The following is a 14852-nucleotide window of genomic DNA, read 5'->3' as shown; positions in this document are numbered from 1 at the left end:
TCTTTTCCAGTGTTAAATTTATTTCGTATCTACGTTGTTACAAACGCATAATGTCATTAAATAATGCGAGGAACATCATACTTCCAAGCAGTACCATACCAATTTTTAAACCAACTAATTGTATTTGTTCAGAAACAGGTTTTCCACGAATCAGCTCGATAAAATAATAAACTAAATGCCCGCCATCCAACATTGGAATTGGCAATAAATTTAGAATTCCTAAGCTTACGCTCATAAGTGCCATAAAGGAAATAAAAGTTTGCCACCCCATTTCTGCACTTTGCCCTGCGACTTTGGCAATAGTAATTGGGCCAGATAAGTTATCTAAACCAATTAAACCACGCACCATTTTGACAATAGAATTCAAAATCATGCTAGACAACTGACCTGTTTTATCTATCGCCATCAATAAAGCTTCACTCGGGCTATATTGAATGGTTTGCTTATAATTTTCTGGAATAACAATTTTTCCAGGATCACTTTGCACACCTAACACACCCGAAACATTGCCTATATTGTCACGTTTGCCTTGCGGCATCACTTCCAGTTGCTGCACTTGATTGTTACGCAGCACATCTAATTTCAGTAGTTTTTCTGGCGATGCCTGAACCACTTGTACCACATCGTACCAGTCATTCATTTTGACGCCATCAATCGCGATAATTTGATCGCCGACTTGCATACCTTGACGAATGGCAGCACCATCTTCACTTAACTTACTGACAATTGCAGGAATTTGTGGGCGATACGGGGTAAAACCCAAAACATCTAAAGGTGATTGGGATTGATCATTTAAGAAATTTTGAATAGGTAAGCTAAATGTTTTGATTTCACCTGCGCGTTCCGCCTGTACCTGAATCTTGCCTGATTCACCTACACGATCTACCAAGGCAAAGTTCAGCTTTTCCCATGTCGTCACGGGCGTACCATCAATGGCGGTAATCTTATCACCTACTTGCATTTGCGCTGCCGCCGCAGGTGTATCTGCCAGTACCTTACCCACACGGGTATTCAACTGTTCCTGAGATGGTAAAAATAATACCCAGAACAATAAAATGGCAAAAATCAGGTTGATTAACGGACCTGCTGCCACAATCGCAATACGTTTCCAAGGATGCTGACGATTAAAGGCATAAGGTAGGTCTGCTTCTGCAACGTTTTCTTCGCGTTCATCAAGCATTTTGACATAGCCACCCAAAGGCAGTGCCGAAAGCTGATATTGAATCCCCGATTTTTTAGACGTCCATTTTAAAATGGTTGGCCCAAAGCCTATGGAATAAACCAAAACTTTGACACCTAATTTACGTGCGACAAAGTAGTGCCCAAACTCATGAATTGCAATTAAAGGTCCTAGCAAAAGAATCGCTGCAACCACAATAAATAAGGCACTCATGCTTTAGCTTCCTTTATTCAACACAAAATGCTGTGCAATAGCACGGGCTTTTTGGTCTGCCTGCAAAATCAGTTCAATACTTTCTGCAGCTGAATTTTGTATCTGGTTCAAAGTATGCTCAACCACTGTCGCAATTTCGGTAAAACGAATTTGTTGCTGCAAGAATGCTGCAACTGCAATTTCATTTGCTGCATTTAAAATAGCAGGCGCCAGACCACCTTCTTGCATGGCTTGACGTGCCAGACTTAACGCAGGAAAACGTGTGGTATCAGGTGCTTGAAAATCAAGCTGATGATTGACAAACAAATCTAAAGGCGGAACATGCGTTTGGATACGCTGCGGCCATGCCAAAGCATGCGCAATTGGCGTACACATATCAGGATTACCCATTTGTGCCAAAGTTGAACCATCCACATATTGAACCATGGAATGAATAATACTCTGTGGATGAACCACAACTGTAACAAAGTGTTCTGAAATTGCAAAAAGATGACACGCTTCGATTAATTCCAAACCTTTATTCATTAAGGTCGCAGAATCTACCGAAATTTTTTGTCCCATAGACCAATTTGGATGTTTGCAGGCTTGTGCAGGGGTAACGTGTTGCAGTTCTTCTAGGCTATGATTTAAAAATGGACCGCCCGAAGCAGTCAGTAAAATTTGTGATACACCTAGCTGAGGTTGTCCATTTCTTTCGGTTTGTAAATAATGTTCAGGCAAACATTGAAAAATCGCGTTATGTTCAGAATCTACAGGCAATAACAAAGCACCATGTTCACGTGCCGCCTGCATCATGATGTCGCCCGACATCACCAAGGCTTCCTTATTGGCCAATAATACGCGCTTACCCGCTTTAACCGCAGCCAGTGTAGGCAATAAACCTGCCGCACCGACAATGGCTGCCATCACCACATCCACTTCAGGATGTTCGGCGACTGCGATTAAACCCGCCTCATCGCTTAAAATTTCAATCCCTGAAATGTGTTGTTGTGCAAGTAACTGCTGCAATTCATCAACTTTTGCCGCAGGTACAACCACAATTTTAGGATGATACTGTTTGCATATTTGAACCAGTTCTTGAATTCGGCTATGTGCCGTCACGGCAAAAACTGAATACTGCTCAGGATGTTGTTGCAGTACTTTTAGGGTGCTTTGTCCAATTGAACCTGTCACACCCAAGATACAAACAGCTTGTGACATTTATAAATCTACGCCAATAAGTTTTAAAACATACATACCTGCAGCAAAAATTGGAGCTGCTGCAAGTAAAGAATCAATCCGATCTAGCACACCACCATGACCTGGCAAAACTCGCCCAGAGTCTTTAATACCTGCACGGCGCTTGATCATGGATTCAAATAAATCGCCCAATACTGAGCTAAATACCGTAATCACCGAAAGAATCAAAAATAAAATATGTTGTGCCAAAGTTAGGTCCAAATACACCACTTCTACAACAATCACGATTAGCATGGCAGTAAACACACCGCCATATAAGCCTTCTACTGACTTGTTTGGACTGACATTTGGTGCAAGTTTTTTCTTGCCTAGTTTACGTCCAACAAAATAAGCACCTGAGTCTGCACCCCAAACCAACAAGAACAAGTACATTAACCACCACGGTGAACTGTTCCATACGGAAAAAATTGCAGTTACCGCAGCAGAAATTAAAATAAAACCAATAAAGCTTAAGCTTGGGTTATACCATGCATCGTATTCTGGGTAAGATTTGACCCAATAAATGCTGAGTAACCATGTCAAAATAGAGGCTGCCCAAAGCAATAAGGCAATATCACTAAAATAAAGTGCCATTGCTGCCAAAGCGGCAGTCAATACACCAAAACCCCAAGCCACAGGCTTGAGGACGTATTTCGTTTTTCTTGGCATGAGTTTAAACCACTCATAGCCCGCAACCCCTGCTGCAACAATCATCAGCATAAACATTGGATAGTGCGACTGAGTTGCAAACATGCAACTCAACACCACAGCAACCAATACCAATGCGGTAATAATCCGCTCTAACATGTATTAATTCTCAATTTTCTCTTGTTGAATTTGCTCAGAAGTTTTACCAAAACGGCGTTCACGACCACCAAATACTGCCAGTGCATCGTCAAATTCTTCAATGCTAAATTCAGGCCACAAGGTTTGGGTAAAATACAATTCAGCATACGCAGCTTGCCAAAGTAAAAAATTAGACAATCTAAAATCGCCACCAGTACGAATCAAAAGATCGACAGGCGGTAGGTCTGCCAGACTGACATATTGACCAAAAAGTTGTGTATCTATTTGTTCAATATCAATTTTATGCGCCACAACATCTGCTGCAATTTGTTTTGCAGCTTGCGCCATATCCCACATACCACCATAACTAATGGCAATTGTGAGTGTCATGCTGTTGAAATTAGCAGTCCTTTGTTCGGCATGCAACATTAACTCACGCAAATGCGGCGACAAACGTGAACGGTCACCAATAAAACGTAAGGCAATATTGAATTTTTCCATGCGTGGTAATTGCTCATGAATTGTGGCTTCTAGCAATTGCATGAGTAAATCCACTTCAAACTGCGGACGATTCCAGTTTTCACTCGAAAAAGCAAAAACGGTTAAAGCTTGAATGTGTTTTTTTCTACAATGTTCAACAATCGGGTCAAGTACATCTTTACCAGAACGATGTCCTTCCCCTTTTTGCATTTGATTTTTTTTTGCAAAACGATTGTTGCCATCCATAATGATGGCAACATGTTTTGGCAAAGACGCGCTGTCTTCCGATGTGGTCATTGATTAGACCTTCATCAACTCAGCTTCTTTTGCAGCAAGACGCTTGTCTACTTCTGCAACGTATTTGTCTGTGATTTTTTGAATGTCATCTGCTGCACGACGTTCATCATCTTCAGAAATTTCTTTTTCTTTCAATAATGCTTTGATGTCGCCCAATACATCACGACGGATGTTACGAATGGCAACTTTGGCATTTTCTGCTTCAGAACGCGCAACTTTTTGCATGTCACGACGAGTTTCTTCAGTCAATGCTGCAAGCGGTACACGAATTGCATCGGCTGTAATTGGGTTTAAACCCAAATCTGACTCACGAATTGCTTTATCAATTGCAGACACCATTGAACGCTCAAATGGCTGAACTAATAAAGTCCGTGAGTCTTCTACACCAATGTTCGCTACTTGGTTAAGTGGCACATCGGAACCGTAGTAAGAAACCATCACACCATTTAAAATTGATGGATGTGCACGACCTGTACGCACTTTGGCAAAACCATGTTCTAAAGACTCTAAAGTCTTGTTCATACGTTCTTCGCTGTCTTTTTTAAGATCGTCAATCATAAGATCTTCCTTACTGTATTCTAAAATTTGAGTCAAAATATAGGGTTAAATTAGAGCGTAGTATAAATAGCTTTGTGGCTCACGTACATTAGTTCGTAACGTGAGTTCCTTCTTTTTCACCCATCACCACAGAAAGCAACGCACCTGCTTTATTCATATCAAAAACTTGCAACGGCACATTGTGGTCGCGGCATAAGCAGATTGCAGTTAAATCCATCACACCTAATTTCTCATCTAACACTTGGTCAAATGTAAGCGTGTCGTATTTCACCGCATCTTCGTATTTACTTGGATCTTTGTTATACACGCCATCAACTTTGGTCGCTTTTAAAATCAAGTTAGCTTCAATTTCGATACCACGTAAACACGCTGCAGTATCTGTGGTAAAGAATGGATTACCTGTACCCGCAACAAATACGCACACTTCACCTTGCGTCAGGTGGCGAATCGCATCACGGCTTGAGTATGACTCAACCACTGTACCAATAGGCAATGCCGACATTAAACGGGTCTTGATGTTACGGCGCACCAAAGCATCACGCATGGCTAAACCATTCATCACCGTTGCTAACATCCCCATTTGGTCGCCTGTTACACGGCCAACCAAACCATCTTTTTGTAATTGGCTGCCGCGGTATAAGTTACCACCACCGACAACAATACCCACTTGCACACCTAAACCAACCAAGTGTGCAATCGCCAAAGACATTTGATCGAGCACTTGCGCATCAATCCCCATGTCTTTATTACCCGCAAGCGCTTCACCCGATAGTTTCAACAAGATACGTGCATAACGTGGCTTTTTTGAATCTAACATTGTCATTACTCCAATTCTAAATTCTAAACTTTAATTTTTTACAATTTGTATGGCTTACAGCTAGCAATCCAAATCTGCAAAGCATTATGCAGATTTGACCTGAATCAGCTTGGCAAATAAGTCGTATTCATCGGCATCGGTAATTTCAACTTCAAGTAAATCACCTGCTTTAATCACGCTCTTGTCAATATCTTCTACAAAGACGTTGCCATCAATTTCTGGCGCATCTGCATAAGAACGTGCCACTGCCACTGGAAATTCTTCTTCCAAATCATCTACCAACACGGTCATGGTTTGACCAATACGTTTTTGCAGTTTAGCTGCTGAAATTTCTTGCTGAACCTGCATAAAACGCTCATAGCGTTCTTGCTTGATTTCTTCTGGCACATGATCTGGCAAGTCGTTTGCTGCCGCACCTTCAACAGGTGAATAAGTAAAGCAACCAACACGGTCTAATTGCGCTTCTTTTAGCCAGTCGAGCAAAATTTGGAAATCTTCTTCTGTTTCGCCTGGAAAACCCACCACAAAGGTTGAACGAATCACCAGCTCAGGGCATTTTTCACGCCAAAGTTTTAAACGCTCCAACGTGTTTTCGCTGTGCGCAGGTCGCTTCATCAACTTTAATACTTTCGGGCTGGCATGTTGGAATGGAATATCCAAATAAGGCAAAATTTTGCCTTGTGCCATTAAATCAATTACAGCATCCACATGCGGATATGGATAGACATAGTGCAAACGCACCCAAATACCCAATTGCCCTAAGGCTTCACACATATCATAGAATTTGGTTTTAACAGGCTGACCGTTCCAAAAGTCCAATTTGTATTTGGTATCTACGCCGTAGGCAGAAGTATCTTGAGAAATTACCAATACTTCTTTTACGCCTGCACGTTTCAGTGCCGCAGCTTCTTCTAATACCGAGCCCACAGGACGCGAAACTAAATCGCCACGCATGCTTGGAATGATGCAGAAAGTACAGCGATGATTACAGCCTTCTGAAATTTTAAGATAGGCATAATGTTTAGGCGTCAAACGAATGCCTTGTTCAGGTACCAAATCAATAAATGGATTATGTTTTGGTGGCTCAGGAACATATTGATGCACCGCTTCCATCACGTCCTGATAAGCAGCCGCGCCAGTCACTTTTAATACGTTGGGATGCATTTGACGAATCTTGTCTTCATCTTTACCCAAGCAACCTGTCACAATGACACGACCATTGGCATTCATGGCTTCGCCAATCGCGTCTAAGGACTCTTGTACTGCAGATTCAATAAAACCACATGTATTGACAACAACTAAGTCAGCACCTTCATAATCAGATGCGACATCATAACCTTCAGTTTTTAACTGAGTTAAAATTCGTTCGGAATCTACCAATGCCTTAGGACAACCTAAAGAAACAAAACCGACTTTGGGGGATTTCATAGAATCTGCACTCCACTAGAATGCGCGTATTGTATGACTTTTCTTTGCATAAAAATAGAGAAATAGCCGACTCTTTGCATAATGCACCAAAATACAACCATTCAGGCTGAATGATTTAAATATTGCACCATTTTAATGCATTTTTTATTTACAGTGTTTCTGTTATCCGTTATATCTTGAAAATTCAGTCCAGTTCCTGCGCATTTTTCCGATTCTTCGGTGATGAATGCACTAAAAATGAAAAGTTGGCGTGCATTTTGCTTAATTCGCCTCAATTCGATCCTAATTTGGAAAATGGCTGACACATGACAATGCCCTTGCACAATATTTCATACAGGAAGCATTCACGAATGGATCAGACCCAGCGCATTGACTACCGTCTTTTGGTGGATAACCTTAGTACTGCAATTTTACTGGTTGATCGTGACCTGAATATTTTTTATTTAAACTCATCTTGTGAAGCTTTATTTGATATCAGTTTAATTCGGGCTTCAGGGCAACCTGTTTTAAATTTGCTGCACACGCCTGATGATGAGTTCAATACTCAAGAGGCTTTCCTGAATACCATCAAAACAGGTCAGCCCTACACTCGCCGTGAAGCAACCATTAACGTCAATTTTAAAGACATTCATGTCGATTATACTGCATCACAATTAAATGCAGGCAAACCTTATCACCCTCTTTTGCTAATTGAATTAAATCCGATTGATCGGATGCTCAAAATTTCCAAAGAAGAAAACTTTATTCAGCAGCATCAAGTCGCGCGTCAACTGATTCGTGGTGTGGCACATGAAATTAAAAACCCGCTTGCAGGAATTCGTGGTGCGACACAACTGTTAGCGCGAAGTTTAAATGACCCGAAATATGATGAATTTACCGACATTATTATTAGCGAAGTGGATCGTTTAAGAAACTTAGCCGACACTATGCTCGGTTCACGCCAACTCCCAAGCTATGAACCGGTCAATATTCACGAGCCTTTGGAACGAGTACGGAGCCTGATTGTTAATCAAACTAAAAACAAAATAAATATTATCCGCGACTATGACCTTTCTTTACCCGAAGTTATGGCAGACCGCGATCAATTGATTCAAGTCATGCTGAATATTTGTGCGAATGCAGTACAAGCCATGACCGAACATCCCGATTTCTTTACCGAGCATCGACCTGAATTAATTTTAAGAACTCGTATTCAACGCTTGGTCACCATTAATGGTGTGCTGAATCGTTCCACCGTACGTGTTGATATTGAAGATAACGGCCCAGGCGTACCTGAAGACATTTTAGAATCTGTGTTTTATCCGTTAGTGACTGGACGCGCTAACGGTACAGGACTTGGTTTAAGCATCGCACAAAATATTATGCATCAACATAACGGGATGATTGAATGTCAATCCATTCCAGGAAAAACAGTATTTAGCTTATATTTACCTTGGGAGGCGAGTCATGTCGCGAAATAAAATTTGGGTGATTGATGATGATCGTGCAATGCGCTGGGTATTGGAGAAAACTTTTAGAGAAGAAGGTTTTGAAGTTACCAGTTTTGAAGAAGCACAGTCTGCGCTAGATGAATTAAACCAAGATGCACCCGATGTAATTTTGACCGACATTCGTATGCCTGGAATTGATGGTTTAACTTTTCTTGGCAAAGTCAAAGTCAGTTATCCTGACTTACCTGTAATTATTATGACAGCACACTCCGATTTAGAATCGGCAGTATCTAGCTATCAAACTGGTGCATTTGAATACTTACCCAAGCCTTTTGATATTGATGAAGCACTTGCTTTAGTCAATCGTGCAATTTTGCATATCACCAAATTACAACAACAAGAATCTGCAAAATCGACAGTACAGCCAATTCAATCGACAGAAATTATTGGTGAATCACCTGCCATGCAGGAAGTTTTTCGTGCGATTGGTCGTTTATCTCAATCACACATTACTGTGCTCATTAATGGTGAATCAGGTACAGGGAAAGAATTGGTGGCGCATGCACTGCATCGCCACTCACCACGTAGCAGCAAACCTTTTATTGCCCTGAATATGGCTGCCATTCCTAAAGATTTGATTGAAACCGAACTTTTTGGACACGAAAAAGGTGCATTTACAGGTGCCAATACACAACGTCAGGGGCGTTTTGAACAAGCCAACGGCGGCACCCTGTTTTTAGATGAAATTGGCGACATGCCTTTTGAAACCCAAACCCGTTTATTGCGCGTATTGGCAGATGGTGAATTTTATCGGGTTGGTGGGCATATTCCTGTTAAAGTGGATGTGCGAATTGTCGCAGCAACGCATCAGGATTTGGAAAAACTGGTTCAAGATGGGCGTTTTCGTGAAGACTTATATCATCGTCTTAACGTCATTCGGATTCATATTCCTAAACTGGCGCATCGCAGTGAAGATATTCCAATGTTAGCACAGCACTTTTTGGCACGTGCAGGTAAAGAATTAGGTGTAAGTCCTAAAATATTACGTCCTGAAACAGTCGAGTATATGCAGCAATTGCCATGGCAAGGTAATGTGCGCCAACTGGAAAACACCTGTCGCTGGCTTACCGTAATGATTACAGGACGTGAGGTCTATCCTGAAGATTTACCAACTGAACTCAAGCAAATTCCTATTGATAAATTAGCTGAGCATTCTGCGCTTCATGTGGCAGAACGGGTATCTATACAGCATTGGGATGAGTTACTTGGACAATGGGCAGTACAAAAGCTAAAAAATGGCGAAATGAAACTTTTAGATATCGCCATTCCAATGTTTGAACGCACCTTGATTAATGCCGCACTGCAACAAACCCGGGGACGTAAACGTCATGCCGCCGAGCTACTCGGTTGGGGACGTAATACGTTGACACGAAAACTCAAAGAGTTAGGAATGGACAGTGCTGACGATGAAATTGAAGAAGATATTGAGGGCTAAACGCAGAAAAAATATCTAATCCATCAAAATATAGGGAAATTCAGATGTTGAATTTCCCTATTTTTATATCTTAGACTCTCTAAGTTAAGTGCAATTAAGCCGCGGTAAATCCGACATAGCGTGATAAACCTTGCACGCCTAAATCCGTTTTATAAATCATATATTGTGGATAGCGGCTCGAAGTCAGTTCTTGCCACATATCTAATTGATCATCATGTGCATGAATTTCATCGACGCTGCGTGGCATGCTTTGTTCAAACACATCCGAGGCATATTCAAAACCCAAATCCATTGCGACAAACAAAGTATGTTCACAAGGCTGAATATATTGTTCTTCTGCCCAGTCAATGACAGCATGTTGGCAATGTGGGCAAAGCAAATTTTCAGTTGCAGGCGTATTCAGTTCAATGAGTTGATATGGCATAGAGCAGTATCACCAATATAAAATAGATAAACATAAAGTCTGTTTGCATCATAACAAGCAATTTCTATATTTTGCGCTAGGCACAGCTTATAATCATAGAAATTTTTTTAATTGTACTTATGTCAACTCTAGAAAATGCAATTACACTTGCAGTACAAAAACATGCAGGACAGCTAGATAAAGGTGATCAGCCATATATTTTGCATCCCTTACGGGTAATGTTGCAGTTACAGCAGCCTGATCAGCAAATTGTCGCCGTCCTGCACGACATTCTTGAAGATACCCACACCACAGCACAAGACCTTCAAAATTTAGGATTTCAAACGCATATTATTCAAGCGATTCAGGCGCTCACCAAACTGCCACATGAAACTCGTGTCCAAGCGGCTATGCGTACTGCACAAAACCCGCTTGCGTGTGCCGTAAAAATTGCAGATGTGAAAGACAACATGAATTTAGCGCGGATTCCCAATCCTACAGCACGTGATTTAGCTCGTTTAGAAGAATACCGACAAGTTTTAGATATTCTGCAAAAAGCACAGCAACAAAGCAGGATTAAAGATTGACAATATGCAACGATAACACTTTAATTTAAGCATTGTTGCACAAATGGAATTTAGTCATGCTCACAGACTTGGATGATTTTTATTGTTTTGCCCAAGTGGTCGAACACGGTGGATTTAGTGCAGCAGAACGTGCCACCGATATTCCAAAATCCAAACTTAGTCGACGCGTACACAACCTAGAAGAACGCTTAGGCGTACGCTTAATTCAACGCAGTTCACGTCATTTTGCAGTCACAGAAATTGGTATGAATGTGTATCGTCATGCGCAAGTGATGATGAATGCTGCCCAAGCCGCACACAATTTGGTCGATCATTTAAGCATTGAACCGCGTGGTGTGATTAAAGTCAGCTTACCTGTTTCAATTGCGCAAAATGAAATTGCCAAAATTTTGCCTGAATTTTTGAAAGCCTACCCACAAATTAAAGTACAGCTAATTGTCAGCAACCGTCGTGTCGACATCGTCAACGAAGGGATTGATATTGCACTGCGTGTCCGCTCAAATCTAGATGACGATCCAAGTTTGGTGATTCGTAAATTCAGTAAAATCGAACAACATTTATTTGCCAGTCAAGCTTATTTAAACGAATTTGGTGATTTGAAAAAACCTGAAGATTTAAGTCAGCATAAAATTTTAAGCATGTCGGATGAGCATTTAGATCAATTCATGGTCGTACATAACCAACAACAGCAACCAAAAAAAATTAAGGTCAATCCTACGGTTATGGGTTCAGACTTAATGATGTTGGCGCAATTGGCACGACAAAATTGCGGCATTGTGCTATTGCCTGACACTATTGTTGAAGATTATGTTGCATCGGGTGAATTAGTTCGCGTTTTATCCGACTGGCATGCGCCTCACGGCATTTTCCATGCGGTCTACCCTTCACGCAGGGGTTTATTACCTGCTGTACGTGTATTTATTGACTATTTGGTCGAAAAACTGACCATTCGTTAGCACATAGGATCTTTTGATTTCAGATACTCAACAGCAAAAAAAAGCTTATCTAAGACAGATAAGCTTTGAAAATTACAATCTAAAATATGAAAGTTAAAACAAAGAAACTACAGCAAGTATCTTTGAATTAAATTATAGCGATTGTTTATTTTCTAACAAATAGTTTAAAACTAAAGTCTAAGATGTTTTATCTAGCAGTCTTAACTTGAAAGCATTCGCGCATTAAATTTCAGGATAACTCCCCGTACCTTCTGGCCAAGGTGATAACACTTCAAAACCAGTATCAGTCACGGCAACCATGTGTTCCCATTGTGCAGAAAGTGATTGATCGGTAGTCACCACCGTCCAACCGTCTTTCAGCTCTTTCACACGTGCTTTACCCGCATTCACCATCGGCTCAATGGTAAATACCATACCTTTTTCAAGCACCAAACCTTGTCCAGGCTGACCATAATGCAGCACACTTGGTTGTTCGTGATAGACCTGCCCAATACCATGTCCGCAATATTCACGAACAATGCTATATCCTTCACGATGCGCCACACTTTGAATGGCATAGCCGATATCCCCCAAAGTCGCACCTGGTTTCACCGCATGAATGCCTGCACGCATCGCTTCATATGTGGTATCTACCAGTTTTTTTGCCTCTGGTTTCACCTGTCCCACGTAGTACATACGACTGGTATCACCATAAAAACCATCTTTAATCACTGCCACATCAATATTAATGATGTCACCATCTTTTAAAATGGTTTTGGTTGATGGAATACCATGACAGACCACTTCATTCGGTGAAATACAGGTGGTTTTGGTATAACCGTGATAGCCCACATTAGCAGGAATTACTTTTAGGGTATTTACTATATAATCGTGACACAAATCATCTAAATATGCTGTTGTGACACCAGGTTTAACATGTTCGCCAATCATCTGTAACACCTGAGCCGCCAAACGCCCAGAAATGCGTAATTTCTCAATATCTTGCTCTGATTTAATACTGACTCTAAGGGCGCGCATGATGAACTCCTAACCTGAAGCCTAAGATTATAGCCGTTATTTAAAACCCACTCAAACCTACTCAATGTGGGTTTGATGTTTAATTCCTACTTCACCATCAAGAACCTAAAACATTTGCTTTAGGGATTACCTCAATTCCATAGGCTGTCACGGTGTAACTCACCGCCTTAATCACCACTTATGCAGTGATTAAATCTTTATCCGCATATCGCAGGATATTAATTGATGCATTAACATCACGATTTTGGATGGTTTGGCAAACTGAGCACTTCCACTCTCGCGCAGAAAGTGTGAGAGATTGATTTAATTCACCACAGCACGAACACATTTTACTACTTGGGAAGAATCGACCAACCGAAAGTACCGATTTTCCATGCTGTTTGGCTTTATAAATCAACTGCCTTTTAAACTCATAAAAACCCATATCGGATATAGCTCTTGCGAGTTTACGATTCCTCAACATGCCTTTAACATTCAAATCTTCAATCGCAATCACATCAAAACGTGTTACCAAATCCGTTGTGACTTGATGAAGATTATTCTTGCGTAGACAGGCAATTTTATAGTGCAGGCGAGATAGCTTGGCTTTTGCTTTTTCTCGATTCTGACTACCTTTTTTCTTACGACTAAAAGACTTGTTGAGTCGCCTTAGTTTTGCAAGCTGTCTTTTAAGTGGTGCGTTAGAAGGAATAACCTCACCATTTGAAAGGGTGGCAAGATTAGAGACACCCAAATCAACACCGATACTTAAACCTGTTTTCGGTTTAAGCTTTTCGATCTGGGTGAGTTCGACAGCGATTGATACAAACCACTTACCACCTTGTTTAAATATTTTGGCCGAGAGAATTTTACCCTTATAGCGCAGATTCTCAGTCATTTTCACCCAACCCAAATTAGGGATTTTAATAGACCGACCCTTTACGCTAAATTGATCATTTGATAATGAAAAACGGTCATCCTTGCCTTTTTTTCTTGGCTTGGGGTATCCTGATTTGCCGTTAAAAAATCTATCAAAAGCACTACCCAACTGCTTAATCGCCAACTGTGGTGCGCACTTAGTCACTTTCTTCATGAAAGGATATTTTTCAAATTTAAAAGTGTTTAGGTGCTTTCTTAATTTACTCTCTTTAGGTCTATTAAGAAGCATTTCATTCACCGCAACATCATAATACTCACACTGATCTCGATATTCCTTATCAGCCTTGTATTGTCGCTGCCACTCTCTTAAAGCCCAATTATACGACAAACGAGCAACACCACTTGCCTGAGCAAAATGGCTTGCTTGTTTATTATTGGGCATCAATTCAATGATATGCCCTCGTATAAATCGACTCATAGTGCTTCCTTGACCACCTGTATTAGCTTTTGGTTCTTTTTACTTCGGCTTCCATATAATCGTGCTGAAAATACAGTGATAATTTCCAGGACATCTTGAGACAGTTCCTCCTCAAAACTCAAATTTTCACCCTGATTAATAATTACAATTTCAACATTCCGAGCTTCACATAAAGCAAAAACCAATTCAGCACCAAAACGTAATAATCGATCTTTGTGGGTTAAAACCAATCGACCAATTTCATTATTAATAATTCCATCCAAAAGAGCCTTAAGCCCTTTTTTGTGATAATTCATCCCTGAGCCTAAATCACTAATAATCTCAAATGTCCATCCCTGCTTGGCACAGTACATTTCCAAAACTTGTTTTTGTCGCTCAAGATCAGCCTTTTGATCGTGACTAGATACTCTTGCATAAGCAATAGTTTTTCGGCTGTTCTGAATTGATAGATCATGGATAAGTTCAGGTGTGATCTTGCTTAGATCGTAACGTCTGTGATTTTTTGGGGTTCTATCTGCGACTAAAGTGCCTTCCTCATCCCATCTTCTTAGGGTTTGGATGGAAACACCCAGTGTTTTAGCTGCAACGCCAATACTAACATATCTACTCATTTGTATATAATAAAATAGAAATAGGTAGATTTCAACTAGC

Annotated in this window: 15 protein-coding genes; 4 read left to right on the top strand and 11 right to left on the bottom strand. The window is 40.8% G+C overall.

Features of this window, described 5'->3' with window-relative positions; genetic code table 11:
• Positions 1–37: 37 nt before the first annotated feature.
• The 7 genes from rseP to rimO all read right to left on the bottom strand — a co-directional run bounded on the left by rseP (position 38) and on the right by rimO (position 6977).
• The gene (gene rseP / locus LZP46_RS06580; RefSeq protein ID WP_236095062.1) at positions 38–1393 is read right to left on the bottom strand and encodes an RIP metalloprotease RseP; all 1356 of its coding nucleotides are present in this window, start codon (positions 1391–1393) and stop codon (positions 38–40) included.
• Between the two features lie 3 nt (positions 1394–1396).
• Entirely contained in the window at positions 1397–2593 is a 1197-nt protein-coding gene (gene ispC / locus LZP46_RS06575; protein WP_236095061.1) for a 1-deoxy-D-xylulose-5-phosphate reductoisomerase, read from the bottom strand.
• Positions 2594–3418, bottom strand: coding sequence for a phosphatidate cytidylyltransferase (locus tag LZP46_RS06570; protein ID WP_136143951.1), 825 nt, complete (start codon positions 3416–3418; stop codon positions 2594–2596). It lies immediately after the preceding gene.
• 3 nt (positions 3419–3421) lie between these two features.
• Positions 3422–4174, bottom strand: a complete 753-nt coding sequence (uppS, locus tag LZP46_RS06565) for a polyprenyl diphosphate synthase (protein WP_019836497.1) — start codon at positions 4172–4174, stop codon at positions 3422–3424.
• Positions 4175–4177: 3 nt separating this feature from the next.
• Positions 4178–4732, bottom strand: coding sequence for a ribosome recycling factor (gene frr, locus LZP46_RS06560; RefSeq protein WP_236095060.1), 555 nt, complete (start codon positions 4730–4732; stop codon positions 4178–4180).
• 88 nt (positions 4733–4820) lie between these two features.
• The gene (gene pyrH, locus LZP46_RS06555; RefSeq protein ID WP_004976712.1) at positions 4821–5549 is read right to left on the bottom strand and encodes a UMP kinase; all 729 of its coding nucleotides are present in this window, start codon (positions 5547–5549) and stop codon (positions 4821–4823) included.
• A gap of 84 nt (positions 5550–5633) precedes the next feature.
• Complete coding sequence (rimO, locus tag LZP46_RS06550; protein WP_096901422.1) at positions 5634–6977, bottom strand: 30S ribosomal protein S12 methylthiotransferase RimO; 1344 nt, start codon at positions 6975–6977, stop codon at positions 5634–5636.
• Positions 6978–7327: 350 nt separating this feature from the next.
• Between rimO and glnL the strand changes: the two genes are divergently transcribed.
• Positions 7328–8437: a nitrogen regulation protein NR(II) gene (gene glnL / locus LZP46_RS06545; protein WP_236095059.1), complete on the top strand. Its 1110-nt coding sequence runs from the start codon at positions 7328–7330 to the stop codon at positions 8435–8437.
• Complete coding sequence (gene glnG / locus LZP46_RS06540; protein WP_236095058.1) at positions 8424–9902, top strand: nitrogen regulation protein NR(I); 1479 nt, start codon at positions 8424–8426, stop codon at positions 9900–9902. Before glnL ends, glnG begins: the two co-directional genes overlap by 14 nt.
• A 94-nt stretch (positions 9903–9996) precedes the next feature.
• On the opposite strand, the gene LZP46_RS06535 is transcribed toward glnG, so the two are convergent.
• A complete protein-coding gene (locus tag LZP46_RS06535; protein WP_236095057.1) occupies positions 9997–10326 on the bottom strand; it encodes a hypothetical protein in 330 nt (109 codons plus the stop codon).
• 119 nt (positions 10327–10445) lie between these two features.
• Here LZP46_RS06535 and LZP46_RS06530 point away from each other — a divergent pair, with 119 nt between their 5' ends.
• Both LZP46_RS06530 and LZP46_RS06525 read left to right on the top strand, forming a co-directional pair.
• Positions 10446–10892 (top strand): guanosine-3',5'-bis(diphosphate) 3'-pyrophosphohydrolase, encoded by a 447-nt coding sequence (locus LZP46_RS06530; protein ID WP_236095056.1) that lies wholly within the window; start codon positions 10446–10448, stop codon positions 10890–10892.
• A 56-nt stretch (positions 10893–10948) separates the two neighbouring features.
• On the top strand, positions 10949–11848 hold the full coding sequence (locus LZP46_RS06525) for a LysR substrate-binding domain-containing protein (protein ID WP_236095055.1): 900 nt from the start codon (positions 10949–10951) through the stop codon (positions 11846–11848).
• Between the two features lie 222 nt (positions 11849–12070).
• On the opposite strand, the gene map is transcribed toward LZP46_RS06525, so the two are convergent.
• The 3 genes from map to LZP46_RS06510 all read right to left on the bottom strand — a co-directional run bounded on the left by map (position 12071) and on the right by LZP46_RS06510 (position 14812).
• Entirely contained in the window at positions 12071–12865 is a 795-nt protein-coding gene (gene map, locus LZP46_RS06520) for a type I methionyl aminopeptidase (protein WP_236095054.1), read from the bottom strand.
• 178 nt (positions 12866–13043) lie between these two features.
• Entirely contained in the window at positions 13044–14201 is a 1158-nt protein-coding gene (locus tag LZP46_RS06515) for an RNA-guided endonuclease InsQ/TnpB family protein (RefSeq protein ID WP_178318423.1), read from the bottom strand.
• Positions 14198–14812 (bottom strand): IS607 family transposase, encoded by a 615-nt coding sequence (locus LZP46_RS06510; RefSeq protein ID WP_004976741.1) that lies wholly within the window; start codon positions 14810–14812, stop codon positions 14198–14200. Before LZP46_RS06510 ends, LZP46_RS06515 begins: the two co-directional genes overlap by 4 nt.
• Between the last annotated feature and the right edge of the window lie 40 nt (positions 14813–14852).

This window comes from Acinetobacter sp. SCLZS86 (genome assembly GCF_021560715.1).
Taxonomy (GTDB): domain Bacteria; phylum Pseudomonadota; class Gammaproteobacteria; order Pseudomonadales; family Moraxellaceae; genus Acinetobacter; species Acinetobacter towneri_A.
Note: the sequence above shows the minus strand (reverse complement) of the source record. Positions and strands in the feature narration are given on the sequence as shown.